Raw genomic sequence first — 25,949 nt, 5'->3', positions numbered from 1 at the left:
AAAAATGATTATATCAATGTTGTTCCCAAACTGTATGGAAAGTACCAGGCATGTCTATACGCTGGTACGTATGCGCGCCAAAATAATCCCGCTGCGCCTGTACCAGGTTGGTAGGCATTCTTTCCGTGCGGTAAGCATCAAAATAAGACAGCGCGGCCATAATGCCCGCCGCCGGGATGCCAACCTGCGCCGCCTGCGCTACTACGGTACGGGTATTGGTCTCTATGCCCTGCACCAGCTTCGCTACCTCCTTGTTTAGCAGGATATTGGGCAGCTCCGGCGATTGCTGGTACGCCGTGGAAAATGTTTCCAGCAGTACGGAGCGGATAATGCAACCGCCTCTCCACACCTTCACCACCTGCGGCAGCGGTATTTCCATCTTCAGCTCGGCAGAGGCCTGGTACAGCATGGCCAGCCCCTGTGCATAGCTGAGGATGGTGCCAAAATACAGGGCGTCATGCACCTGTTGTATCCAGGTATCTACTGGTGTATTGATGCCGCCGGCCGGCGCTTCGTAGATCTTTGCGGCCTGCACCCTTTCTTCTTTATAAGCGCTTATCGTGCGCAATGATACGGCGGTATCGATCGCCGGTATGGCCACGGGCAGGTCCATTGCGTCCTGCGAGGTCCACTTGCCGGTACCTTTGGAGCCGGCCTTGTCGGAGATCACATCTACCAGGCGGGCATCGGTCTTATCATCTTTTTGTAAAAAGATATCCGCCGTGATCTCCACCAGGAAGGACTGCAAAGCGCCTTCATTCCAGGTGCGGAACACCTCGTGCAGCTTGTCGTTATCCAGCCCGGCGGCTTTCAGCAGGGCGTAGGCTTCGCTGATCTGCTGCATGATGCTATATTCAATACCGTTGTGCACCATTTTTACGTAGTGCCCGGCGCCTTCTTTACCCAGGTAAGCTACGCAGGGCTCTCCTTTTACTTTTGCGGCAATGGCTTCCAGCATGGGCCGCACCTTTTCATAAGCCTCCGGATCGCCGCCCGGCATAATGGCCGGACCGGTACGGGCGCCCATTTCGCCGCCGGAAACGCCAATGCCCATGAAGTGCAGTTGCTTTTCCTTCAGATACTTAACCCGGCGCAGCGTATCGGTGTAGTGCGAGTTACCGCCATCTATTACCACGTCGCCCGGCTCCAGCAGGGGCAGCAGCGATTCGATCACATCATCCACCGGCTGGCCCGCAGGCACCAGCATCATGATACGGCGCGGGCGCTGCAGCAACTGTATCATGGCAGCCAGTTCCGCTACGCCTTTTACCGTTGTACCTGCCGTGGCGCCGGACTCCAGCGCGCTGGTCTTGGTAGCGTCCTTATCAAAACCGATAACGGAGAAACCATGGTCGGCCATATTCAGTAACAGGTTCCTTCCCATTACGCCCAGGCCGATCATTCCAAAGTCATATAAGCTGTTTGACATAAGCTATTGTAAAAGTAAAAGTGAAAGTAGCTATAAAATTAGGATAAAAAACCACAACAAAAAGTTTGATAAAGACAAGCACCGCTTCAGGCGGAGTTGCGCCCGGCATTGATAATGCCGAATGAGCAACGCACCACCAGCTTCTGGAACACTTCCCTGCGCCCGTTGCCCTCCTCCTGTTTTTCCAGCTCGCGGATACGGGTAAGGGCATACTGCTGGATGGTGACCAGCGGCAATACAATGCGCTCCCGCATCTGTATGGACAATTGGTCTACCGGGTTAGCCGCCATCAGCGATCCGGCGCCGGACAGCCGCAGCAGGTATTGCCGGGTGAGCTGGAACTCGTCGTGGATCATGCGCCAGATAGGGCCATATTGCGGGTCTTTGCCCAGGTGGGCGGTGAGCGGGAAATAGCTTTTTATCATCGCCATCTCGCAGTTGTCCAGCAGTGTTTTAAAGAACAGGGACTGCCGGTACAGGCGCTCCAGCCCTTCCCATTTTCCGGCTTTATCCAGTTGCTGCAGGGCGGAGCCTACGCCGTAAAAGCCCGGCACATTCTGCTTTAACTGGCTCCAGGCGCCTACATAAGGTACGGCGCGCAGCGTGTCCAGCGTAAGCTTGGCGTCCTTGTTGCGCTTGGAAGGGCGGCTGCCGATATTGGCTTCCGCATAATAGCGCAGGGGGCTGGTATGCTCCAGGTAGTCCAGGAAACCGGGATGCTGCTTCAACTGGTTAAAGGCGCGGTAGCCTTCATCGGCCAGGGCCTGCAGCAGCGCTTCTTCCGAAGCGTCCAGCGTTACCTGCCGGGAAGAGAACAGCTCGTTGGTGATCCCGGCATGCACCAGTTGCTCCAGGTTGTACTGCGCGGTATCAATGGTGCCGAAGTTGGAGCTGACGGTTTGCCCCTGTATGGTGAGCTGGATTTCCTTATTCGAGATATTACGTCCCATGGAGGCGTAGAACTGGTGCGTTTTACCGCCGCCCCGTCCCGGGGGGCCGCCACGGCCGTCGAAGAACACCACGTTGATGCCGGCTTCCCGCGAGAGGCGGGTCAGCTCTTCCTTGGCCTTATAGATGCTCCAGTTGGCCATGAGGTAGCCGCCGTCCTTCGTTCCGTCTGAAAAGCCCAGCATGATGGTCTGGGTATTGTTGCGCCGGTGCAGGTGCTGGCGGTAGTCCTCATTTTCATACAATGCCCGCATTACGTTGCCGGCCTGCCGCAGGTCATCGATGGTTTCAAACAGCGGCACGATATCCACGCTGATCTGCTCCTTTTTCCAGCCGCTCAGCAGGAACAGCCCGTATACTTCTATCACGTTGAGCGCGCTGGTGCTGTGGCTGATGATATAGCGGTGGCAGCCTTCCTCCCCGTTGGTCTGTTGTATGGTCTGCACCGCCTTGATGGTTTCCAGCGTATCGCGCTGCAGCTCGTCCTGTAGCAGGTTGCTGTTCACCGGGCGGCTGACCTGCAGCAGCACTTTTATCTTTTCTTCGGCTGAAAGCGAGGCGTAGTTGTCCGGCAGGGCATCGCTCTGCTCCGCGATGGTTTCCAGCAGCGGCCCGTGCACGGAGCTGTCCTGCCGGATGTCCAGCGAAGCGAAGAACAGGCCGAAGAGCTCTACCCGGTTGATCAGCGCTTCCACCATGTTTACGAACAGGCCGTTGTGCTGCTCCTGTATGGTATTGCGGACACGCTCCAGGATGCCCAATATCTCGTCGCGGTCCAGGTCCACCCGGTGGCCGGGAATGAACAGGTTGCCGTACAGTTGCTGCTCCAGCCTGGCCAGCTCATTTTCCACGCCCCGGAAGGTGAGGCGCCGCCTGAGCTTGCGCACATCCTGGTAATAGCATTTAATGATCGCGCCGCGCAGGGCATTGGCTACCTGCAGCGTGGTGGCGCATTTTACAAAGGGATTGCCGTCGCGGTCGCCGCCGGGCCAGAAGCCCATGCGGATCAGCGCATGCCGGCTGCTGAAGGCCTCGGGGAAATGCGATTTCAGGAAAGTAACGGTGCGCCCGGCGGCGTGGTAGAACACATTTTCCAGGAACCACACCAGGCTCACCGCCTCATCATAAGGCGTGGGCTTTTCCTTTTTAAAGAAAGGCGTTTTGCCCAACTGCTGCAGGTACATATTTACCTGCGCCGTATTATCATTGATCAGGGCTTTGGAAAGATCATTGATGATGCCCAGCACCTCGCCCGGATAGAACTGGGTAGGGTGCGCGGTAAGCACCAGCCGTACGGCAAAGTCCTTCAGCTTCTCTGCCAGCGCGGGCTCCGCCTGGGCCTGCGTTACGGCGGACTGTAGCTGCCGCAGGGTACCGCTGCCCTGCATATCGTGAATGTCGCGGAAAGCGGCATCCTCCAGTGCGTCAAACAATACCACCTGCCGCTCCGCATACTGCACAAAACGGAACAGGATATCCAGTTGCTGCTGCTCATCCTTATAAGTGGTATACTGCTCGAAAAAGGTCTTTAATATTTCTGCCGGGCTTTGCTCCTTATCAAATCCCTCTTCACAATGCAACAGGAACAAGGAAAGAAAGATGCCTGTTTTTTCCACCCGGTGAAAGGGCAGTGAAGTAAATAAACTGTTATATAGCTGAAATTTGGTTCCTACCAGGTTCCTGAATAACTGCAATGTATTATTGACCGGTGCTTCCATGCTTACTGATTTGCTGATTCCCGCACGAAAAATACGAATAAAAGCGCAGAAAGCATAATGCTGAACGCTGAATGCATAACGCAGGCCCAGGGAGCGTTTCGCGTTATGCATTCAGCGTTCGCCGGTTCTAATTCAACCTGAAGTTCACGGGTATGGAATACAGGACAGACACTGCGCGCCCGTTTTGCCGGCCCGGTTTCCAGCGGGGCATGGCCTTAATTACGCGGGTGGCTTCTTCTTCCAGGCCGCCGCCCCTGGGCAGGCTCAGGACCTTTACATCTTTGATCTTCCCTTCATAATCCACTACAAACTGCACCGTCACCACGCCGGAAATATTGTTCTCCGCCGCCAGGTGCGGGTAGCGGATATGGTCGCCCAGGTACCTGGCCAGGGCCTCCAGGCCGCCGGGGAAGGAAGGCGGTATCTCTACGCCGGTGAATACCTTCTCCCGGTCATCCCGCGGCGCGGGCACCGGGGCTTCTATTACACCGGTACCCGGCCCCTCCGGTAACAGACTTGGATCAATGCCATCCTCCACACCATCGGCAGTGGTAACGCCCACGGCTTTGATGGTCAGCTCATCCATGGGAGGCGGCGCATCTTCCGGCGCTACGGCTTCATCCGCTACCACGGCGGGATTTACAAACTTTATACTGGGCTTAACAGGAGGCGGGGAACTGGATGGAAGGGCCGGCGGGGGAGGAAGCGGTTTGGCCTCCTCTATTAAAGGATCAATGGGGCGAATGGGCGCAATGGCAGGCGGCAAACTTCGTATGTGCGTTCCAGATACCAGCAGCCGGTTATTGATCACATAGCCGGCAATGACCACCAGCACAATGGAAGCAGTGCCCAGCATGGCATTGCGTACCCGCTGGTCATACTTACGGCGTAAAGCATACGCGCCGTATTCCTTGTTCCTTCCATCAAAGAGGATGTCAAGGAAATCGGTGACGGGGATAGTAGCTGTGTTCATAAAGTGGTGTTTCTAATCAGATGCCGGGTGCAGTTATTTTCCATATGCAAACGGCAAGAAAAAAAAGACGGCTATGGCAAAATAATTGCGACACAATACCGGTACAAAATCCTTACTGCATGAAACACCTGCTGACCCTACTAGGCACCGGATCACTACTGGCAGTCGCAGCCTGTAACAATGCTTCCCGGAACAATGCGGCGGACAGTACCGTGGTTGCAGACCGGGGCGATACCACCGGCAACATAGTAGACACTACTGACCTGCCTGCTCCCTATGCCACTAAATCCGTAAAGAACTACAGTGAAGTGCTGGGCTGGCCTGCAGATAAAAAACCCGTGCCCCCTGCGGGCTTCACCGTTACCAAATTCAGCGACAGCCTGATAAATCCGCGCTGGATCTATATTGCGCCTAATGGCGATGTGCTGGTGGCGGAAGCCAATACCAGGATGGGGCCTATAGAAAGGGTTAAATCCATTGCCACGGGCAAGGAGCAATCCGGTTACGAAACCTCCAGCGCCGACAGGATCACGCTATTCAGGGACACAACGAAAGACGGGGTACCGGACCTCCGGACCATTTTTATGGACGACCTGGACCAGCCTTTCGGTATGCTGATACTGGATGATAAATTTTATGTAGCCAACACCGGCGAACTGCTGGTGTTTCCCTACCAGCAGGGGCAAACCAGCATCAGCGGCAAAGGGAAGAAAATACTGGACCTGCCCAAAGGCGGCTACAACAACCACTGGACGCGTAATATTATCGCCAGTGCCGATGGCTCCAAAATATACATCGCTGTAGGCTCCGCCAGCAATGCAGCAGAGCATGGCATGAAAGAGGAAGTACGCCGCGCCAACATACTGGAAATAAACCCCGACGGCAGCGGTGAGCGCGTGTACGCCAGCGGCCTGCGCAACCCCGTGGGCATGGATTGGGCGCCCGGAACAAATGTATTATGGACGGTGGTAAATGAACGGGATGAGCTGGGCGACCACCTGGTGCCGGACTATCTTACCCATGTAGAGCCGGGTGGCTTCTACGGCTGGCCCTACTCCTACTTTGGCGGCCATATAGACCCACAGGTAAAAGTAACGCCGCGGCCCGACCTGGTGAGCCAGGCACTGGTGCCGGACGTGCCCCTGCCCTCTCATACCGCCTCGCTGGGCCTTACTTTTTACGATGGCAGCACATTCCCGGACAGGTACCGCAGTGGCGCTTTCATAGGACAGCGCGGTTCCTGGAACAGCAGCGTGCTGGCAGGTTACAAAGTGGTGTTTGTGCCTTTCAGTAACGGGCAGCCCGCCGGCCCCCCGGAAAATTTCCTGACCGGCTTTATTGCAGACTCCGCGGATGCCAGGGTATACGGCAGACCGGTAGGGGTAGCAGTAGCAGCAGATGGCGCATTGCTGGTAGCAGATGATGCCGGCAACACCGTGTGGCGGGTATCCCATACATCCAATAATTAAGCACAAGCTGCGGAATATTCTCTACATTAGTTCCCTGTATGAAGCAAATTGTTTTTTTCCTTACGGCCCTGCTGCCTGTAACGGAAATAGCTGCGCAAAGTGCCGCTGATACTGCTACACGCCAGTTGCATGAGATTGTAGTGGAAGCCTATCTTCGTAAACAAACCCTGCTACAGGTGCCCACCTCCACCAGCGTGATCAGCAACCGGCAATTCCAGTTGCAACCGGGTATCACCCTCCTGCCGGCCATGAATACGGTGCCGGGTGTACGAATGGAAGAACGCTCCCCCGGCAGCTACCGCCTTTCCGTAAGAGGCAGCCTGTTACGCTCCCCTTTCGGTATCCGTAATGTGAAAATATATATGGATGAAATGCCGCTCACCGATGCTGGCGGCAATACTTACCTGAACCTGGCGGACCCCGGCAGCATACAAAGCGCGGAGATACTGAAAGGCCCGGATGGCAGCCTGTTTGGAGCCAACTCCGGCGGCGTGATCCGGCTGCAGCCGTTCCCGCCGGCTACGGACAGCAATCACCTGCACGCCGGCATCCAGGGCGGCTCCTACGGCCTGTTCCATGAAAAAGCGGGCTGGCAGCAGCAATGGGGCCCTTACCGGCTCCAACTCTACCAGGCTTACCAGCGTGCAGACGGTTACCGGCAGAACAGCGCGCTGAAAAGATATTATATGCAAACCGCCCAGCAGTGGCAGTACAATGCACGCAACCAGTTGAAGCTGCTGGCCTTCTACAGCGATCTTTCCTACCGCACCCCCGGCGGACTTACGGAAGCGCAGGCCAAGCACAACCCGCGCGCTGCACGGCCGGCCACGGCTACACTGCCGGGAGCCGTGGAGCAAAAGGCCGGCATCTATAACCGTACCTTCCAGGGCGGCCTGGTGCACGAGGCCAATATCAGCCCGGCCTGGCGGCATGTGATCACGGTGTTTGGGGCCAACACGCACTTTGAAAATCCTTTTATCACCAACTACGAAGCACGCGATGAAAATACGGCAGGGCTACGCACCTACCTTTCCCTGCATGACCAACCTATTACAGGAACGGGCCTGCGCCTGAACTGGAATACCGGCCTGGAATGGCAGGGCACTACTTCCGATATCATTAACTACGGTAACCGGGGCGGTGTACGGGATACGGTACAGGCGGCGGACAAGCTGAAAGCGCAGCAGCACTTTTACTTTACCAGCCTCAGTGTGCGCCTGCACGAAAGATGGATATGGGAAGCAGCCGTAAGCCTGAACTATTACCGGTACACTTTTAATGAGCCCTCCAAAGGAGACAGCACGCGGAAATTCAGCCCGCAACTCATGCCCCGCTTCTCCCTGTCCTACCTCATCACACCCGCGCTGGCGGCCCGGCTGACCCTAAGCAGGGGCTACTCCCCGCCTGCCATTGCCGAGGTGCGCGCCTCCGATAATATTATCAATACCGCCCTGCAGGCGGAAACCGGCTGGAACCATGAGGCCGGGCTGCGCCTTTCCGGGCGGCGCAACCGTTACTGGCTGGATGCCTCCGTATATTATTACCGGATGCAGGACGCCATTGTACGGCAGTTGCGTGACGACGGTACGGAGTACTTCACCAACGCCGGCGGCACAAACCAGGCAGGCGTGGAAGCCCAGGGAATGCTGTGGATACTGGCCCCGCGCAGGCACGGCATTATGCAGGGATTGCAATGGCAGAGCAGCTATACCTACAGCCATTTCCGATTCAGGGATTACAACAGCGCGGGAGCAGATCATTCCGGCAACAACCTGACCGGCGTGCCCGGCCATGTGCTGGTAAACAGCCTGCTGGTGCGGTTGCCGGCCGGCGTGTACCTGTTTGGCCAGCATAACTTTACCAGCCGTATCCCGCTGAATGACGCCAATACCGCCTATGCCAGCGCTTACCACCTGGTACAGTGCAAGGCAGGCTGGGAAGTGCCGCACCGCGGCAAATGCCGTGTGGCCGTTTTCGTGGGATCGGATAATGTACTGAACCAGTACTACAGCCTGGGCAACGACCTGAATGCGTTTGGCCAGCGGTTTTACAACCCGGCCCCCGGCAGGAACTATTTTGGCGGCGTTTCTTTGATGCTGTAATGGGTAACGGGCTTAAAAAAGCCCCGCTCCATCCTCTATACTGGTCACATATGCCTTTAACGGTATGTTGAATTGTTGCTGGTAACCCTGGCTTGCTTTGGCAATAAGATCGTTCACGGCGTCCTTCTGCACAATATTGATAGTACAGCCGCCAAAGCCGCCGCCCATCATGCGTGCGCCCAGCACGCCGGCCTGCCCGGCTGCCATATCCGCCAGCCAGTTCAGTTCCGCGCAGCTTACGTCATACAGCTTGCTCAGCCCTTCGTGGGTGGCCCACATCCGCTGCCCGAAGGCGTACAGGTCATTCCGCAGCAGGTCGGTACAGGCATCCTGCAGGCGCTGTATCTCTTCCACTACATAGCGGCAACGGTTATACGTAACGGCGTTGTGCGGTTTTACATAAGCGTCCAGCATATCCATGCTCACTTTGCGCAGGCTATCCACTTCCGGGTGGTGCTGGCGTACCAGCATCACGCCCTGTTCGCATTCTGCGCGGCGGGTGTTGTATTCGGAGGAAGCCAGGGAGTGCTTTACCTGGGTATCGAGCAGCACCAGGCTGATATCGTCAAAGCGGAAAGGAATGTATTCATGCTCCAGTGTAGCACAGTCCAGCTTTACCAGGTGCTGGCGCTTGCCAAAAAGGCTGGCAAACTGGTCCATGATGCCACAGCGCACGCCCACGAAATTATTCTCCGCAGCCTGTGCAATACGTGCCATGTCCATAGTGGAAATGTTCAGCTCAAACAACTGGTTGAGGGCAAACAGCACGGCGCATTCCAGCGCCGCAGACGATGAAAGGCCGGCTCCCTGCGGAATGTTGCCGCCAAAAGCACATTCAAAGCCGGAAATGGGGTACCCTCTTTGCATCAGTTGCTGAACCACACCCTGTAAATAGTCGGGCCAGTGTTGTTTGCTGGGCTGCAGGGTATCCAGGCTGCCACTGTAGTGATCGTCCAGGTCCAGCGCATGAAAACGCAACTGCCGGTCGTCCCGTTTAATAATGCCCAGGTAAATGCCTTTATCAATAGCGGCCGGCAGCACAAAGCCATTGTTATAATCGGTATGCTCCCCTATCAGGTTAATACGGCCCGGCGCGCGCACCAGCAGGGGCGCAGTGCTGAAATTTGCTTTACAGAATTGCTGCAGGGCAGCAGCCGGGTGAGCGGACGGTTGAACGGAAGCCTGGATCTCTTGCAAATGCATGTGGAATTGCTTTTTTTCGTTGTTTTTAGTTACTTGCTGTAATCGATTACGTTACTAAAAACAAGGGTTTTATCATAACGCTTTCGTAAATAAAAGTAATCGATTACCTCATAATTTCCAAATGAGCCGGGGCATGTCTGCCCCGGGGGCTCTGGTCAGGGCTGCTGCCCGCCATGCAAGGGCCTTCTCAGGCTGGACTGCCGGAATACTGGCACCGGCTCCAGGATAATACGGGACTTGGTGTGGTGCTGCACCTGGCCGGCGCCCCCCTCTATCATTTCCAGCAGCAGCTTAAAAGCCTCTTTGCCCATTTGCACAGTTTGCTGGTCAATGCTGCTCAGGCTGGGGGTAATATGCTCGCCGAACGCCTCGTTGGCAAAGCCGATCACCCCAAATTCTCCGGGAATGCTGACCTGCCGGTCCTTCAACTCTTTGATGGCGCCAAGGGCGGAAAAGTCCTCCACGGCAAATACTGCATCCGGTGGACGGGCCTGCGCCAGGAGGTGGCGAACAGCCTGCCTGCCCGCTTCAATGGATACGTTACCGTAGTAGATCAGGGTATCGTCTACCGGCAGGTTGTTGGCGGCCAGGGCGGCCTTGTACCCTTCCAGCCGGTCGCGGAATATTTTGAGATGCTGCTGCCCGGCGATGTGCGCAATGCGGCGGTAGCCCTGGTGTACCAGGTGTTCCGTGGCATACCAGGCGCCCTTGAAATCGTCTACCACCACGGAAGGAATATGCAGGCTGTCATTGGCCCGGTCAAAGAACACCAGGGGCAGGCCCCGCTCCTTCACTTCCAGGTAATGCCGGAAATCCGTGGTCTCTTTGGCAATGGAGGCCAGGATGCCATCCACCCGGGTGCCCAGGAAGGTGGCGATCCCTTTTCGCTCAAATGCCGGCAGCTCGTTGGACTGGTAGATCAGCACATTGTACCCGTGCTGGTTGGCCATGTTTTCTATACCGTGTATGACCGAGCCGAAAAAATTGATCTCCGCGCTGGGAATGATCACGCCGATAATGTGGCTGCGGCCGGAGCGGAGGGAATACGCAATGCGGTCGCGCTGGTAGCGCATGCGCTCCGCCGTGGCCTGCACCAGCCGCCGGGTGCTTTCGCTGGTACCCGGCCGGTTGTTCAGCGCCCGCGATACGGTAGCACCCGTGAGGTTTAGTTCCCTCGCAATATCCGCAATAGTTACTTTCCGGCTCACCTGTGTGTTGAGATTTGGCGCTAATGTAGGAAAAACAGTGTTTTTTATGTATTATTCGAAATTAATTCCTTCATCATTATGTCGTCAGCACCACAACGCTTTTTACCGCTGGATGTTTTCCGCGGCATGACCGTCTGTTTCATGATCATTGTAAATACGCCTGGTACCAGCGATGTATTTGGCCCGCTGAACCATGCCCGCTGGCACGGCTGCACGCCCACGGACCTGGTATTCCCGTCTTTTCTTTTTGCGGTGGGCAATGCCATGAGCTTCAGCATGCGCAAGTTTGCACAAATGGATCATGCGGCGGTTGTAGCAAAGATATTCCGCAGAACGCTCCTTATTTTCTTGCTGGGATTCCTGATGTACTGGCTCCCCTTTGTGCGCCATTCCGCGGGCGGCGGCTGGGAGTTCATTCCCATTGGCGATACGCGCATCCTGGGCGTGCTGCAGCGTATAGCCATTTGCTATGGCCTGGCTGCGCTGATGATCCACTTCCTGCCGGAAAGGCTGGTGTGGGGACTATCCGCCGCCCTGCTGCTGGGTTACTGGCTGATCCTGTGGGCCTATGGGCAGCCCGGCGATCCGTATAGCCTGCACGGTAATGCGGTGCTTCAGTTTGACCGTATGGTGATGGGCGACCGGCACCTGTACAAGGGCGAGGGCTTTCCCTTTGACCCGGAAGGACTGCTCAGCACCCTGCCCGCTATTGTGAACGTGGTGGCGGGTTATTACACGGGACTGTTTATACAACAGCAGGGGAAAACCGCCAAAGGCGTTACAAGGCTGGCCGCCGTAGGCGTAGTACTGATCATACTGGCGCAGTTGTGGAACCTGGCGCTGCCTGTCAACAAAAAAATATGGACCAGCTCCTATGTACTGTATGCCGTGGGGATTGACCTGCTGCTCCTGTCATTACTGATCTATATCATCGACCTTAAACACCGCAGCGGGTGGACCGGCTTCTTTACCATATTCGGGAAAAACCCCTTGTTCCTTTACCTCCTGTCCGAAGTATTGGTGATCTTCCTGTTCTTTTTCCAGGCCGGGCCGGGCACATCCGTGTATGCGTGGATCAATATGCATATCTTTCAACCGGTGGCGCCGGGCAAGGTAGGCTCACTACTATTTGCAGTAGTGTTCATGCTGCTGTGCTGGAGCGTAGGCTGGTGGTTGGACAGGAAACGCATATACGTGCGGGTGTAAAATATTATTAATTTAACTTGCGGAAACCATGGAACTTTCATTAAAAGGAAAGACCGCCCTCGTGTGCGGCAGCTCCCAGGGCATTGGCCTGGCGGTAGCCAAAGAGCTGGCGACTGCAGGAGCGGAATGCATCCTGATGGCCAAAACAGAATCACGGCTGCAGCAGGCGCGCGACCTGCTGGACACCAGTGCGGGGCAGCAACATCATTATGTAGTAGCGGATTTCCGGGACCCCTCCTGGGTAGAGCAGGTGATCAACTCCCTGACTGCCGGTAAACCCATTCACATACTGGTAAACAATACCGGCGGCCCGGCCCCCGGACCAATACTGGATGCCCAGGTGCATGCTTTTACGGAAGCCTACAACCAGCACCTGGTGTGCAATCATATACTGGCGCAGGCGGTCATCCCCGGTATGACTGCGGCGGGTTACGGCCGTATCATCAATATCATTTCCACTTCTGTAAAAGCGCCGTTGAAGAACCTGGGCGTATCCAACACCACCCGCTGGGCCGTAGCGGCCTGGGCCAAAACCCTGGCCGGCGAGCTGGCGCCTTACGGCATTACGGTGAACAATGTATTGCCGGGTGCGGTATCTACCAGCCGCCTGCAATCCATTATTGCGGCCAGCGCCGCTGCCCGCAATGTCAGCGAGGCGGACGTGGAACGGGAGTGGCTGGCGGAAATTCCTATGAAGCGCTTTGGACAGCCGCAGGAGATCGCCGCGCTGGTCACCTTCCTGGCATCGGCTTATGCCAGCTATATTACCGGCACCAATATCGCGGTGGATGGCGGCAGAACACCGGTAGGGTGATGCGGCATTAATATTGTAACAAGTATCCTACGAAAAAACAGGTGTATGATATTGCATCCTTTCAGCAGGTGGCTGCCAGTAGCAGGTATCGCGTTGCTGGCCGCCTGTGGCCAGCAGCCCGGCAGCAAAGCGCCCTTCACGGATACCAGTGCAAAGGCCATTACGGCTCCGCCGGACCTGGGCCCGCCGCCGGCCGTACCAGATACCCAGTTCATTATCGTGGATTCCATGGTGAACATCCGCATGAATAACCAAAAGGTGCCCCGCCGCCCCGGCGCTTTTGACAGTACACTGGCCGCCTACTGGATGGCATGTTACCAGCAGTCAGAAAAACTGCCCGCCTTCCTGCGCTTTAAATACCAGGGCACCGTAATGATGGGCGCCCGCGGCAGCCTGATGGATGCCGTAGCGCATGTGCAGGACTCACTGAAAGATCATATTGCGAAAGAAAAGTACCAGCTTGATTTTCACCGGCTGCCCCCATCGCATCAAAAGGAGCTGGAAAAATCGTTCCCGGTGTTGTTCCAGAAGAGATTGTGAGGGTGGGTTACTCACTCTGCTCCATAAGGCTATACAATATTTTCTGCTCCCCTTCGCTCAGCAGGGTGCCGGTAGTGGAATCTGCCGGCACAAAATGCCGTTTGAAAGCGGCAATGGCCGCACTGCTGTCCTTTACATTATAACCTACAATACGCAATGCCTGCAGGTGGTTGAAGTTTTCTGGCAGGGTAACAAGCGAGGTATCGCCATACCAGAGGCCAAATCCTTTTTCTGCCAGCCGCTGCCAGGGAAAATACGCGCTGGGGTCCACTTTACGGCCGGGGGCAATATCCCCATGCCCGATAAAATTGGCCGCCGGTATATTGTAGCGGTGCTTCAGGGTATCCAGTAAAATGAGCAGGCTCCTGACCTGCAGGGAATCAAAGGGCTCAAAGCCATTGTTGTCCAGCTCAATGCCGATGGAGGAAGAGTTGATGTCTGTAAGCCCGCCCCACTTGGCCACGCCGCCATGCCAGGCCCGCAGGTAATCATTCAGCATCTGGTGCACCACGCCGTCCCGGCAGATCACGTAATGCGCGCTCACCTGCGTGCGGGGCATGGTGAAGGTACGCAGCGTTTGCTCGCAACTGTTCTGCGCAGTGTGATGAATGATCACGTAATTAGGCTTGCGCATGTTGAAATTGGTGGTGCCGGCCCACCAGTGCAGGGCAGGCACCGAATCAATATATACCGGCGCAAGCGGCGTACGCAGCGATTTTGCATATGCTTTTACTTGTTGCTTGTACACTTTGTTGGTATCCGCGTAAGGCGAACGTGCGCAACCAAAGGGCAGTGCCGCGAGCAAGAGGCACAGCCAGCGCGTAAGATAACGGTTCATGTGCATGGTATTTAAAACCAACTGTTATGCCAAAAAGTTCAGCTACCGGTCATGTTTACCCGCTGTATCCTCCTGGTGTTTCCATAATTCCCGGAAAACGGGGCTGTGGGTGAACAGGTGCGTAAAAGTGCCTTCCGCTGCAATATGCCCCTGTTGCAGGATATAAATATAGTCAAAACGGGGCAGGAGGTGCAGGCGGTGCATGGATGAGATGATCGCCTTGTCGGCAAAGGCCGTGAAGAGCTTTTCGTATATCTGCGCCTCTGTTTTAGGATCTACGCTGCTGGTAGGCTCGTCCAGCAGCACCACTTCGCTTTCCCGTGCGGCCAGGATGCCGCGGGCCAGCGCCAGGCGTTGTTTCTGGCCGCCGGAAAGGTTCACGCCCTTTTCCCGGATATCGGAGGCCAGCCCCTGCGGCAGTTGCCGGATCACGTCTGTAAAGTGCGCGCTTTCACATACCTCCAGGATATCGGCCTCGCTGAAGGGCAACCCGAGGGTTACGTTATAGGCAATGGTGTTCTCGAATATCTCCGGCTCCTGCGGGAACAGGGTGACTGTTTCATTGAGCGTAGGCAGCCCGTAAGGCGCGCCGTCTACCGTTAGCTCCATGCCCGGTTCGGGACTGTACAGGCCTCTCAGCAGGGACAGCAGGGTGCTTTTTCCGCTGCCGCTCTCCCCTATGAGGGCGATGCGCGTGCCACGGCGGATGTCCAGTTGCAAACGGTGCAGGCTTTGGGGCGCGTGCGCTTCATTGTACTGCGGGCGGTGGGAAAAGCTCAGCTCCCGGATGCGGATGTGCTGCCAGTTGTCCGGCAGGTCGGTAGGCGTATCAGGGCGGTGCTGGCGGGTGTAGGCCTCCTCGATGTTACGGGCCGTTTGCACATAGGTATTGTACTGTATAATGTCTGTATACTGCCAGGCAAAATCATAGAACACGCTGGTAAAATTGGTCACATATCCCAGCAGGGTCACCAGGCCCGCCACCTGGAACAGGGTGCCGGGGGTCCAGTGCTGTATCACATACCCCACCGCCACCACGCAGTAAATGACGGCGATCAGCGTATCGGCCACAAACCATTTCCATTCATTGATCTTCACATTTTTCCGGAAGGGAGGCAGTATGTGCTGCACCTTGCCGAGCAACCCCGTTTCCATACTCTTTTCCAGCCGCAGGGTAATAACGGTCATGATGTTGGAAAGGCTGTCAAAAAGCGTGGCGGACACCACATGCTCCCGCTCATTCACTTCATCCAGGGTTTTGATAAAAGGCTTGTCAAACTTAAAGATGGCCCAGATGGTAACGGCGCCCAGCAGCACCCCGATACCGCCAAAGAGCGGGGAGAACCAGAGCATGGCCACCACGGAGAACACCAGCTTGGACAATGCGCTGAGGTACATGAAGCCATGATCAAAAAAGGTCTTTAATGCTTCATATGCTTTGCGGATGCGGTTAATGGTGGCGCCGCTGTGGTGGTCCTGGTGCCATTTTACCGGCAGGTGCAGCGCCTGGTGGTACCGTTCCTGCAGGAAATTACGGCTCAGGTTAAAGGCCAGCTCACGTTCCATGATACGGGCGGGGCCGTGAAAACACCAGCTCAATATTCTCAGGGTAAAATAAGCGGCTGCATACAGGAGGGCATAATACAATACCCGTTGGGTATCCTGCTGCACCTTGCTGATAAACCAGCCCAGCAGCAGGGGATAAAGGGCTACAATAACGCCGGAGCAAACAAACATGGCATACACCAGCAGGTACTTTTTTCGCTCCTGCCGCGCATAGCGCCAGGCGGTTTGTAACAGTGATATGTAAGGGTTTGGCATATATGAAGTAGGAGGTAGGAGGTATGAAGTAGGAAGTACGAAGTAGGATGTATGATGTTGGATGCAGACTTCCAATTTCCTACTTCCTACATCATACATCTTACTTCTCCCCCTTATTACTTACCTCCAGAAAATGAATACGGTGCCGCATCCGGGGAGGTTCCCCTGCTCTTATTCGGCGTAGCGCCCATATCAAAAGTAATATTGCCGCCCTGCTGCAGCATTTTGTGATCGAACCAGTTCTTGCCATAGGTCTGGCCGTTCACCTTGATGGCCTGCACATAGCGGTTGTCTGCATTGTTGACCGGTGCGTTGATCACCAGCTTTTTACCGTCTTCCATCAGTACGGTTGCTTTTTTGAACAGCGGCGCGCCTATCACGTACTGCTGGGTGCCGGGGCATACCGGGTAAAAGCCCAGGGCGGTGAACACATACCAGGCGGAGGTTTGCCCGTTGTCCTCATCGCCGCAGTAGCCGTCCGGTGCGGGCGTATACAGGCGGTCCATCACTTCGCGCAGCCAGTACTGGGCTTTCCAGGGCTGACCGGCATAGTTGTACAGGTAGATCATGTGCTGGATGGGCTGGTTGCCGTGCGCATACTGGCCCATGTTCATGATCTGCATTTCCCGGATCTCGTGGATCACCTGGCCGTAGTAGCTGTCGTCGAATACCGGCGGCATTTTGAACACGGAGTCCAGCATGGCGGTAAAGGTGGCGCGGCCGCCCATCAGGTCTGCCAGGCCCTGTATGTCATGGAATACAGACCAGCTATAGTGCCAACTGTTGCCTTCCGTAAAAGCGTCGCCCCATTTGAAGGGATTGAAAGGCGCCTGGAAACGGCCGTCCTTGTTCTTGCCGCGCATCAGCTTTGTTTCCGGGTCAAATACGTTGCGGTAGTTCTGGCTACGTTTGGCAAAACGCTCTATCTCGCTGGCGGGGCGTTTCAGCGCTTTGGCCAGTTGGTAGATGGTGAAATCGTCATATGCATATTCCAGGGTGCGGGCCGTGTTCTCGTTCACATCCACGTCGTAAGGCACATATCCCAGCTCGTTGTAATATTTTACGCCTTTGCGGCCTACGGAGCTTAAAGGGCCTTCGTTCTCTGTATTCTTCAGGATGGCCTCGTAAGCGGTATTCACATCAAAGCCGCGGATACCTTTCAGGTAGGCATCTGCGATAATGGAAGCGGAGTTGGAGCCGATCATACAATCGCGGTGACCGGGGCTGGCCCATTCCGGCAACCAGCCGCTTTCCTTGTAGGCATTTACCAGCCCTTCCATGATATGCCCGTCCATAGTAGGGTACATCAGGGTAAAGAAGGGGAAGGCGGAGCGGAAGGTATCCCAGAAACCGTTGTCGGTGAACATATAGCCCGGCAGCACCTTGCCATTGTAAGGGCTGTAGTGCATCACCTGTCCCTTGCTGTCCATTTCATAGAACTTGCGGGGAAACAGCATGGCCCGGTACAGGCAGGAGTAGAAGGTGCGGGTCTGGTCCACCGTGCCGCCGGTTACCAGTATGCGGCCCAGTTCCTTGTTCCAGGCGGCTTTGGCTTTGGCCTTGATGTCGGCGAAGCTGCTCCGGCCTATCTCCTGCTGCAGGTTCAGTTCCGCCTGCTCCGGGCTGATGAAGGAAGAAGCTACTTTTACATTCACCTGCTCTCCCCTTTTGGTGGCAAAACCTATCACCGCGCCTACGTGGTCGTCCTTCGCTTCCAGGCGGCCGGCAGCCAGCGCCTTGTTGGCAAAAGTGGCCTGGTAGGTAAAGGGCTTGTCAAAGTACAGCACAAAATAGTTCCTGAAGTTTTCCGGCACCCCACCGCTGTTCTTGGTGGTGTAGCCGATGATCTTCTGCTCTTCCGGTATCACCTTTACATAGGAGCCTTTATCCAGCGCATCCACCACTACAAACGCGCTGTCCGTAGTGGGATAGGTAAAGCGGATACGGGCGGCCCTTTCCGTGGGCGTGATCTCGGTGGTCACATCATGGTCCGCCAGGTATACGCTATAGTAGTAAGGGCGGGCAATTTCAGATTTATGGGAGAACCAACTGGCCCTTTCATCCTCGTTGAAGCGCACATGGCCGGTCACCGGCATAATGGCGAACTGGCCGTAATCGTTGATCCAGGGGCTGGGCTGGTGGGTTTGTTTAAAGCCCCGGAGCTTTTCCGAGTCGTAAGTATAAGCCCAGCCGTTGCCCATTTTACCGGTTTGCGGCATCCAGAAATTCATGCCCCAGGGGCAGGCAATAGCCGGGTAAGTATTTCCATTGGACAAGCTGAATTTGGACGCGGTACCCATTAGCGGGTTCACCCAGTCTGCCGGATCCGTGATCTTGTCCACTGTTTGCGCCTGGGCGTAGCTGGAAGCCAGCACCAGGGCTGTTGCGATTATTTTCCTCATAGTACGATAACGTGATTTTTATATCCCGATAAAGTGTGTAAAAATAAACCTTCAGGCGCATGTTGTGTATTATTTTTATAAGCGGTGGACGGGTGCATCCATTGCATTATTTAAGCTATCTTTGTAAGCAACCCCAATTAATACTTTTGCCATGAACGCGAATACCCCAAAGATCCTGGTCTTTATTATCATCGGCATCCTGCTCATTAACCTGATCTTTAATGTTTTTGGCTCCGGCCGGGGGCTGAAAGAGGCGGTCAGGAACCTGGAAACAGCCCGCAGGAACATTGACACCGCCCTGCTGCGCCTTCACGACGCCAGTAACCGGCTGGACTCCATCCAGGCGGACCTGGACCGGCAACGGGCTGTGATCAATGGTATCTATGTAAGGACGGAGCTGATGGACCTGGAGAAAAAAGTGAAAGACGCCCGGAACCGGGCGGAGGCAGACAGCCTGAAAGCCAGGATCGCCGCCCTCCGGGAATACCAGCCCGCCGATTCCGGCATTATTTCCATTGTAAACCTCTAATCCCTCTTTACCATGCAGCTACGTTTCCTGCCATACTGCCTGTTATTGCTGGCAACGGCATCCGCCCTTACCGCCCGCGCGCAGGGCAGCCTGAAGCACTTTAACGGGTGCGCCTCCCAGCATAATTACCGCCTGTCCCTGGGTGACACCATCGTGATACAATGCGACAGCAGTGTGCTCATGAACAGCCAGAACTTCCACATTTACGAGACGGCCTACCGCCAGTACCGGCTCCGCAATCCCAATACCGGGGAGATCATAAAGTCCTACGAGGCGCTGGTGACCCGGCAGGACAGCATGATAGCCGGCGGCCAGCGGGATTACAATGCGCTGAAACTGAAGTTTGATACGCTCTATTATACCTCCCTGGCCCAACTGGACCAGACCAGCCGCGATGTGGGCGCGGTAAAGGAGAACATCACCAACATGTCCTCCAGCCTCTCCCAGACGCAGATACTGATCGGCGACGCCATTGACAAAGTGAACAATGAACGGAAAAAGAGCTTCCTCAACCGGCTGTACTGGGGCCTGGGCGGCCTGGGCATCGGCGTGGGCCTCACCGCCCTGCTGGTGGGCATTAACTGAAGCGTCCGCCCGCCGCATATTAAAATTTGCTTAATTCAGCGGGCAACCACCGGTGAGGCGGCCCCGTATTAAAAGAAATTTGTATTATTATAACGGAAAGGATGCATACTTTACCGATCCTTTTACGCTTTTCGTCGATCCGTTCGCAGAAAAGCGCTTTTTTACCGTTTATATATTGATGCAGTGCTTACCATTGCAGTATATACGAAGCGCCAACATCTCAATTTAACAGCACAAACGGCATGCGCATGAAGCAAGATTTTTTACGCAAGGGTATCCCTATGATCGTGGTGAGCCTGCTTTGCAGCAGCATCTTCTTTTCCTGCAAAAAAGACGCGCAGGACGATGGCAATAATAACAATAACGGGGGCGGCGGCAATACAACCGCCAAAACCGATGAGGACTCGCTCAAATACCTGATGTACCGCCTGATGCAGGTGACCTATGCAGACGGCGGAAGGAATGCGGATGCGGGCCTGCCCACCTACTACTGGTACGGGCAGGTGCCGGCGCTGGACCCCTTCAGCAGTACTTACAGCACCGCGGAAAACCTGCTCTCCACCATGATGACCTTCCCGGAAGAAAACGGCACCAGGCTGGACCGCTACAGTTTCCTGGACCGCACCGGCTCCCTGGCCAATAAGTTGCAGAACGGCGTGATCGAGAAAACAAGCGGCACCACCGGCAGCTTTGGCCTGGAAGTGACCTACGCACTGGACCAGGACAACAATACCCACCTGATGGTGCTATATACCGACAAGAACTCCCCTGCCGGCCAGCAGGGCGTGCAAAGGGGCTGGGAGATCACCGCCATTAACGGGGATGATAATGTTGCCTATGACGGCGAGAGCGGCGCCAACACCACCAAAGTGACCAATGCCGTATACTCCTCCGCCAGTACCACCTTTACCTTTAAGAAAACCGACAATACTACCGCCACCCTTACGCTGGATGCCGGCTCCTATAACGTAAACCCCATCCTGTTTGACACCGTTTACAACGTCGGCGGCAAGCAGGTGGGCTATTTTGCGTTCTACACCTTTTCCAGCATCACCAACAGCGATGGCGGCGCCACGGCTACCAAACAATTGCTGGACCAGTTGTTCGGCAAATTCAAATCCGCGGGCATCCGGGAGCTGATCGTAGACCTGCGCTACAATACCGGCGGGGCCGTATCTACCGCGCAATACCTGTGCAATGCCATTGCGCCATCCAGTGCGCAGGGCAAGATCATGTACTATTACACCTACAACGACAAGCTGACGCAGAACCTGGCTGCCACCGGTCTGCCGGCCTCCATTAGCTTCGGCACTACCGGCGGACTGCAACTGGATCATGTGTTCTTTGTTACCGGCAACCAGACGGCATCCGCCAGCGAGCTTACATTGAATAACCTCAAACCCTACATGAGCGTAAAACTGGTGGGCAATACCACTTACGGAAAACCCGTAGGATTTTTCAGCTATACCATTTCCACCTACGACGCCGCCGGTACGGAAAAATACCTGGCAGACCTGTATGCCATCAATTTCGAAACAAAGAATGCGCAGCAGGTAGGAGGCTATTACACCGGTATAGACCCGGATGAAACGGCGAATGATTACGTAAATATTCCCTGGGGGAATAGCAGTGACGAAAACCTCAGCAAAATATTCAGCTACATCCAAACCGGCAATTTCCGGCAGGCCGCTACCGAGCAGCGTATGGCAAGTAACCCTGCTCTGCGCCTGAACCAGCCGCTGTCCATCCCTTCCGGCCAGTTTAACGGCATGGTGGATTACAGGAAATGATGTACAGGTGTGCAGGTATGCTGATGTGCGAATGAAAATGTATCATACGCACATCAGCATATTAGCGCATCCACACATTATTTTTTCTATATTGCAAGCACTTACCCAGGTCCTCTTTACCCTATCTTACTGAAACGAGTAGCATGATCATTGCGCGGACCCTTTTGCATAACCCATTTACCCCGTTTAAAAATGCTGGTCAGCAACAAGCACTTTATACCAGTAATAGGACTGGACATACACATTGTATTATTGCTCGGCTTTCCTATTCCCCTTCCCCACCCGTACATTGGCCTGGTAATAGACCCGATGGATTATATTCCTTTCCTGGGGGCCACCACGAAGATCAATCACGTGCCGCGCGGCAAAAGCGATACCAGCGGTATTTTTATCATTCTTTTCCATATTCCCATGGGCGGCCCTTTCCTGCTGGCGCCTATGATCGGTCATGACTCCGTGAACTTCTTCGGCAGCCAGCGCGTAAAAGTGGAAGGTAACCTTATGAGCCCCTCGGGACATATGCTGATGACCTGTAATGACATTGGCATTCCCCTGTCATTGCAGCCCGGTAAAAAATTCAAGCCTATTCCCAGCCTGTACCTGCCTACCTCTTTTTCCATCCCGCTGTCCTTTGGCCGGCCGGTAATGGTAGGCGGCCCCTATGTGCCGGACTGGGGTGGGGCGGTGCTGAACCTCATTGCCTCCTTCGGTTTCGGGGCCCTGCTGAAAGGCGCCGGCAAGGCCGCCAAAAAAGGGCTCAGCAAGTTCAACCACAGCCTGAAAGGGAAAATAGGCAGCAATAAGCTGAGCAACAAGCTCTGTCATATGGGTTTTGAGCCGGTAGACCTGGTGCAGGGCATCGTGGTGTACGACGGCACCGACTTTGAGCTGCCTGGCCCCATTCCCCTGAAATGGGGGCGCTCCTGGAACAGCGACAGCGACTACGAAGGCCCGCTGGGACATGGTACGCATGGCAGCTATGACATGCGGGTGCAGCCCTTTGACGAGGAAGACGCTACGGCCGTATTGCTGGGCGACGGGCGCAGCGCCATCTTTGAAGCGCTGCCCTATGCCGGCGACAGCGATTACAACCGGCATGAAAAAATGACCCTCACCCGTACTGACCTGGACGAATACCAGTTGCTGGATCACCGGGAAAGGCTGTACTATCATTTCCGGAAAATTCATCCCCGGGATGCACAATATCGCCTTTACGCCATCCGCAATGAAGCCGGTTTTATGATCAGCTTCCACTACAACAGCAAAGGCCAGCTACTGCGGGTCATTGACAGTGCGGGCCGGCACCTGCAGGTGAGCAACGACGCACAGGGGCGCATTACAGCCGTAACAGCCAGCCACCGCGGCGCATCGCAGGTGATGGTACGCTATGCCTATAACGAAGCCGGCGACCTCACGGAAATAACCGATGCGCTGGACCAGACCACCTTTATCCGGTACCGCAACCATTTGATGGCGGCGAAAACAGACCGCAACAGGCAAACCTTTTACTGGGAATATGATGGCCGGGGGCGTTGCACCCACACCTGGGGCGATGGCGGCCTGCTGGAAGGATGGATCGAATATCACCCGGAAAAAGGCTATAACCTGGTGACCAATTCACTGGGGCAAACCACCACTTACTACTATACGCCCGATCATGTAGTAACGCAGGTAAAAGACCCGCTGGGGCATTCCCGCTTCCTGGAGTATACGGATCATTTTGAGCTGTACCGCGAGATTGATGAAGAGGGCAACGTATCCGGGTACACGTATGACGAGCGTGGCAACCGCACCGGCATTGTACAACCGGATGGCAGCACCCATACCTTCCGCTACGATGCAGCCGACCGACTGACCCTGGCCACCGATCCGCAGGGCGGCAGCCGCACCTATATCTATTATAAAAACGAAAAGCATAAAGGACTGCTGCACACCATTACGGAAGCAGACGGCAGCATTACCATACTCCGCTACAATGCGCAAAACCTGCTCGGCAAAATAGAGGACGAACAGGAACAGCAAACCCTGCTGACCTATGACGAAGACCACAACCTGGCGGCGCTCACCCTGCCGGATGGCGGGCGCTCCACCTGGAGCTATGATGGCTGGGGCCGTTGTGTAAGATCGGCGAATCCTTTACAGCAGGAACAATATTTCCGTTATGACGCCCTGGGCCGGGTGCAGGAAGTACAGTTACCGGACGGCAACCATGTGCAGTTGCAGTACAATGCCTACGAGGAAGTGCTGCAAGCCCGGGACAGGCATCATAATGTACGCTTTGCATATACCCCGCTGGGCAGCCTGAAGATGCGGGAGGAGAACGGCGCCAAACTGCATTTTGAATACAACCAGGAAGAGCAGCTAAGCGCCCTGGTAAATGAGCATGGAGAAACGTACCGCTTTGTCCGCAACCAGCGTGGCGACATTACCCGGGAAACCGGTTTTGACGGCTCCACCCGCGATTATGAACGGGACGCCACGGGCAAAGTGATCAAAGTACAACGGCCCGGCCGGCACTGGACCACTTATGAATATGATTATAACGGCCGCCTGACGCGTGCAGAACACGATGACGGCAGTTGGGAAACCTATAACTACAACCGCAACGGGCAATTGACAGAAGCCATAAACGAGCACTGCACCGTGCGGCTGCAGCGGGATGTGATGGGCCGTGTAGTGCAGGAATGGCAGAACGGACATACCGTTAGCAGCAGCTATCTAAAAAACGGGCGGCGCAGTAAAATACAGAGCAGCCTGGGTGCAAACATACAATGGCAATATAACACGGCCGGCGATGTAACCGGCATACAGGCCTCCACCACGGAGCAGCAACATCCCTGGACGGCCCACCTGGAGCGTAACCTGCTGGGGCTGGAGATAGAACGTACCCTGCCGGGCGGCATCAAAAGCCGCTGGCAGTATGATAAAGCCGGCCGGCCGGAAACACATACGATCAGCAACGGCGCCCGCAGCACCCGTCGCCGGCACTATCACTGGGATGCCAACCAGCGCCTGAAACAGATCATGAACGGCCTTACCAATGGCCTGGTAAAATTCGGGCACGACGACCTCGGCAACCTGGCCTGGGCGCAGTATGAAGACGGACAGTACGACTACCGCCTGCCGGATAAGGCCGGCAACCTGTATAAAACACAGAGCCGGCGGGACCGGAAATATGCCCCGGGCGGGAAACTGTTGGAAGCCGGCGGTGCGCGCTTCCAGTACGATGAAGAAGGCAACCTGCTACGCAAAACGGTAGCAGCCGCCCCCGCGGGCAGCGCCACCTGGGAATATGAATGGTACGGCAACGGCATGCTGAAGAAAGTGATACGCCCGGACGGACAGCCCGTGGAGTTCCGTTACGATCCGCTGGGCAGGCGTATAGAAAAAACCTACAAGGGACAACTGACCCGTTTTGTGTGGGATGGTAACGTGCCGCTGCATGAGTGGCGGTACCCATCGAAGGACAAGCCGGTAGTGGAAGTGGACGAGCTGGGCGAGGTACGGCAAAGCCACCCGGAACCAGCGCCGGCGGAAACCCTGGCCACCTGGGTATTTGAAGCCGGCACCTTTGCGCCGGCGGCCAAGATCATCAACGGCAGGCAGTACTCCATTATCACGGATCACCTGGGCACGCCCTGCGAGGCCTACGATGAAAACGGGGAACAGGTATGGGTCTGCGAGTTGGATATTTATGGCAAGGTGCGTAAGTTAGCAGGAGACCCCGACCTGGTACCATTCCGGTACCCTGGTCAGTACGAGGATGCGGAGACGGGATTATATTATAACCGGTTCAGGTATTATAGTGCGGAGGAGGGTGGGTATATTAGTAAGGATCCGATTGGGTTGAGTGGGGGAACGAATTTTTATGGGTATGTGCAAGATGTGAACAGATGGATGGACCCTGCGGGCCTTAGTGCAATACCGAGCCTTGCAGAACTGAAGCATATGGCCGCACATACCCTCAATTTCTCGACAGCCAGAGACGGAGCGGTGTTCTGGTCGGGCAACAACGTCAGATCTAATATGGAAGTAGCCCAACAATGGGCCACCGCGAATGGTAAAACAACATTGGAACAAACAGTGGGTGGACGATACCTGAACGATCTGAATTTATTTGGTCCCAATAGTCCTTTAAGTGGCGAAGAAGCAGCCGAAGTCTGGGATATAGCTTCTCAACGGTTCGCAGATGACGCCTCTGGCGATGTTCATGTTTTTTCAACGGACAGCAAAAAAATAAACAAGTGGGGAAAACTAAGAACGTGGTGGAGGATTGAGAAAAAAGCATTGTTGGAAAATCCTAATGTTACAAATATCTTCAGAATGAAGAGAGACGGTACAAAAGCAAAAACAGGACATATCAAATGTAACTAA

The 25,949-nt window shown here is 55.3% G+C and carries 17 protein-coding genes; 9 read left to right on the top strand and 8 right to left on the bottom strand.

Annotated elements, in window-relative coordinates:
* Nucleotides 1–13: 13 nt before the first annotated feature.
* The 3 genes from gndA to LX66_RS10080 all read right to left on the bottom strand — a co-directional run bounded on the left by gndA (nt 14) and on the right by LX66_RS10080 (nt 5,068).
* The gene (gene gndA, locus LX66_RS10090) at nt 14–1,429 is read right to left on the bottom strand and encodes an NADP-dependent phosphogluconate dehydrogenase (RefSeq protein ID WP_145712645.1); all 1,416 of its coding nucleotides are present in this window, start codon (nt 1,427–1,429) and stop codon (nt 14–16) included.
* Nucleotides 1,430–1,515: 86 nt separating this feature from the next.
* On the bottom strand, nt 1,516–4,206 hold the full coding sequence (locus LX66_RS10085; protein WP_244620357.1) for a phosphoenolpyruvate carboxylase: 2,691 nt from the start codon (nt 4,204–4,206) through the stop codon (nt 1,516–1,518).
* A 16-nt stretch (nt 4,207–4,222) separates the two neighbouring features.
* Entirely contained in the window at nt 4,223–5,068 is an 846-nt protein-coding gene (locus tag LX66_RS10080; RefSeq protein WP_145712641.1) for an energy transducer TonB, read from the bottom strand.
* A 119-nt stretch (nt 5,069–5,187) separates the two neighbouring features.
* On the opposite strand from LX66_RS10080, the gene LX66_RS10075 reads away from it, so the two are divergent.
* Nucleotides 5,188–6,537: a PQQ-dependent sugar dehydrogenase gene (locus LX66_RS10075; protein WP_145712639.1), complete on the top strand. Its 1,350-nt coding sequence runs from the start codon at nt 5,188–5,190 to the stop codon at nt 6,535–6,537.
* A gap of 38 nt (nt 6,538–6,575) precedes the next feature.
* The gene (locus LX66_RS10070; RefSeq protein WP_145712636.1) at nt 6,576–8,639 is read left to right on the top strand and encodes a TonB-dependent receptor; all 2,064 of its coding nucleotides are present in this window, start codon (nt 6,576–6,578) and stop codon (nt 8,637–8,639) included.
* A 12-nt stretch (nt 8,640–8,651) separates the two neighbouring features.
* On the opposite strand, the gene galK is transcribed toward LX66_RS10070, so the two are convergent.
* Complete coding sequence (galK, locus tag LX66_RS10065; protein WP_145712634.1) at nt 8,652–9,842, bottom strand: galactokinase; 1,191 nt, start codon at nt 9,840–9,842, stop codon at nt 8,652–8,654.
* Nucleotides 9,843–9,997: 155 nt separating this feature from the next.
* Nucleotides 9,998–11,050 carry a LacI family DNA-binding transcriptional regulator gene (locus LX66_RS10060; RefSeq protein ID WP_145712632.1) on the bottom strand — a complete coding sequence of 351 codons (1,053 nt, stop codon included), beginning with the start codon at nt 11,048–11,050 and terminating at the stop codon, nt 9,998–10,000.
* Nucleotides 11,051–11,128: 78 nt separating this feature from the next.
* Between LX66_RS10060 and LX66_RS10055 the strand changes: the two genes are divergently transcribed.
* Genes LX66_RS10055 through LX66_RS10045 form a run of 3 tightly spaced genes read left to right on the top strand, consistent with a single transcriptional unit; the run spans nt 11,129 to nt 13,610 of the window.
* Nucleotides 11,129–12,256: an acyltransferase family protein gene (locus tag LX66_RS10055; protein ID WP_170232369.1), complete on the top strand. Its 1,128-nt coding sequence runs from the start codon at nt 11,129–11,131 to the stop codon at nt 12,254–12,256.
* A 28-nt stretch (nt 12,257–12,284) separates the two neighbouring features.
* Complete coding sequence (locus LX66_RS10050; protein ID WP_145712626.1) at nt 12,285–13,070, top strand: SDR family oxidoreductase; 786 nt, start codon at nt 12,285–12,287, stop codon at nt 13,068–13,070.
* 45 nt (nt 13,071–13,115) lie between these two features.
* The gene (locus tag LX66_RS10045; protein ID WP_145712623.1) at nt 13,116–13,610 is read left to right on the top strand and encodes a hypothetical protein; all 495 of its coding nucleotides are present in this window, start codon (nt 13,116–13,118) and stop codon (nt 13,608–13,610) included.
* Between the two features lie 7 nt (nt 13,611–13,617).
* On the opposite strand, the gene LX66_RS10040 is transcribed toward LX66_RS10045, so the two are convergent.
* The 3 genes from LX66_RS10040 to LX66_RS10030 form a co-directional block, all read right to left on the bottom strand.
* Nucleotides 13,618–14,448: an N-acetylmuramoyl-L-alanine amidase gene (locus LX66_RS10040; protein ID WP_145712620.1), complete on the bottom strand. Its 831-nt coding sequence runs from the start codon at nt 14,446–14,448 to the stop codon at nt 13,618–13,620.
* A 42-nt stretch (nt 14,449–14,490) separates the two neighbouring features.
* A complete protein-coding gene (locus LX66_RS10035; protein WP_145712617.1) occupies nt 14,491–16,269 on the bottom strand; it encodes an ABC transporter ATP-binding protein in 1,779 nt (592 codons plus the stop codon).
* 116 nt (nt 16,270–16,385) lie between these two features.
* Complete coding sequence (locus LX66_RS10030) at nt 16,386–18,671, bottom strand: GH92 family glycosyl hydrolase (protein WP_145712615.1); 2,286 nt, start codon at nt 18,669–18,671, stop codon at nt 16,386–16,388.
* A 151-nt stretch (nt 18,672–18,822) separates the two neighbouring features.
* Between LX66_RS10030 and LX66_RS10025 the strand changes: the two genes are divergently transcribed.
* From LX66_RS10025 to LX66_RS10010, 4 genes are all read left to right on the top strand, one after another.
* Nucleotides 18,823–19,200, top strand: a complete 378-nt coding sequence (locus LX66_RS10025) for a hypothetical protein (protein WP_145712611.1) — start codon at nt 18,823–18,825, stop codon at nt 19,198–19,200.
* Between the two features lie 12 nt (nt 19,201–19,212).
* A complete protein-coding gene (locus tag LX66_RS10020) occupies nt 19,213–19,785 on the top strand; it encodes a hypothetical protein (RefSeq protein WP_145712608.1) in 573 nt (190 codons plus the stop codon).
* 248 nt (nt 19,786–20,033) lie between these two features.
* Entirely contained in the window at nt 20,034–21,575 is a 1,542-nt protein-coding gene (locus LX66_RS10015) for a S41 family peptidase (RefSeq protein ID WP_158642595.1), read from the top strand.
* Nucleotides 21,576–21,767: 192 nt separating this feature from the next.
* Nucleotides 21,768–25,949, top strand: a complete 4,182-nt coding sequence (locus LX66_RS10010) for an RHS repeat-associated core domain-containing protein (RefSeq protein WP_145712602.1) — start codon at nt 21,768–21,770, stop codon at nt 25,947–25,949.

This window comes from Chitinophaga japonensis, assembly GCF_007830125.1.
Lineage (GTDB): Bacteria > Bacteroidota > Bacteroidia > Chitinophagales > Chitinophagaceae > Chitinophaga > Chitinophaga japonensis.
The sequence above is the reverse complement of the archived record's forward strand: the minus strand, read 5'-3'. Positions and strand labels throughout refer to the sequence as shown.

Bases quoted from the DNA above. Each gene is read 5' to 3' on its own strand.
- gndA (WP_145712645.1), bottom strand. From the start codon at position 1,429: ATGTCAAACAGCTTATATGACTTTGGAATGATCGGCCTGGGCGTAATG.
- LX66_RS10085 (WP_244620357.1), bottom strand. From the start codon at position 4,206: ATGCATAACGCGAAACGCTCCCTGGGCCTGCGTTATGCATTCAGCGTT.
- LX66_RS10080 (WP_145712641.1), bottom strand. From the start codon at position 5,068: ATGAACACAGCTACTATCCCCGTCACCGATTTCCTTGACATCCTCTTT.
- LX66_RS10075 (WP_145712639.1), top strand. From the start codon at position 5,188: ATGAAACACCTGCTGACCCTACTAGGCACCGGATCACTACTGGCAGTC.
- LX66_RS10070 (WP_145712636.1), top strand. From the start codon at position 6,576: ATGAAGCAAATTGTTTTTTTCCTTACGGCCCTGCTGCCTGTAACGGAA.
- galK (WP_145712634.1), bottom strand. From the start codon at position 9,842: ATGCATTTGCAAGAGATCCAGGCTTCCGTTCAACCGTCCGCTCACCCG.
- LX66_RS10055 (WP_170232369.1), top strand. From the start codon at position 11,129: ATGTCGTCAGCACCACAACGCTTTTTACCGCTGGATGTTTTCCGCGGC.
- LX66_RS10050 (WP_145712626.1), top strand. From the start codon at position 12,285: ATGGAACTTTCATTAAAAGGAAAGACCGCCCTCGTGTGCGGCAGCTCC.
- LX66_RS10045 (WP_145712623.1), top strand. From the start codon at position 13,116: ATGATATTGCATCCTTTCAGCAGGTGGCTGCCAGTAGCAGGTATCGCG.
- LX66_RS10040 (WP_145712620.1), bottom strand. From the start codon at position 14,448: ATGAACCGTTATCTTACGCGCTGGCTGTGCCTCTTGCTCGCGGCACTG.
- LX66_RS10035 (WP_145712617.1), bottom strand. From the start codon at position 16,269: ATGCCAAACCCTTACATATCACTGTTACAAACCGCCTGGCGCTATGCG.
- LX66_RS10030 (WP_145712615.1), bottom strand. From the start codon at position 18,671: ATGAGGAAAATAATCGCAACAGCCCTGGTGCTGGCTTCCAGCTACGCC.
- LX66_RS10025 (WP_145712611.1), top strand. From the start codon at position 18,823: ATGAACGCGAATACCCCAAAGATCCTGGTCTTTATTATCATCGGCATC.
- LX66_RS10020 (WP_145712608.1), top strand. From the start codon at position 19,213: ATGCAGCTACGTTTCCTGCCATACTGCCTGTTATTGCTGGCAACGGCA.
- LX66_RS10015 (WP_158642595.1), top strand. From the start codon at position 20,034: ATGAAGCAAGATTTTTTACGCAAGGGTATCCCTATGATCGTGGTGAGC.
- LX66_RS10010 (WP_145712602.1), top strand. From the start codon at position 21,768: ATGCTGGTCAGCAACAAGCACTTTATACCAGTAATAGGACTGGACATA.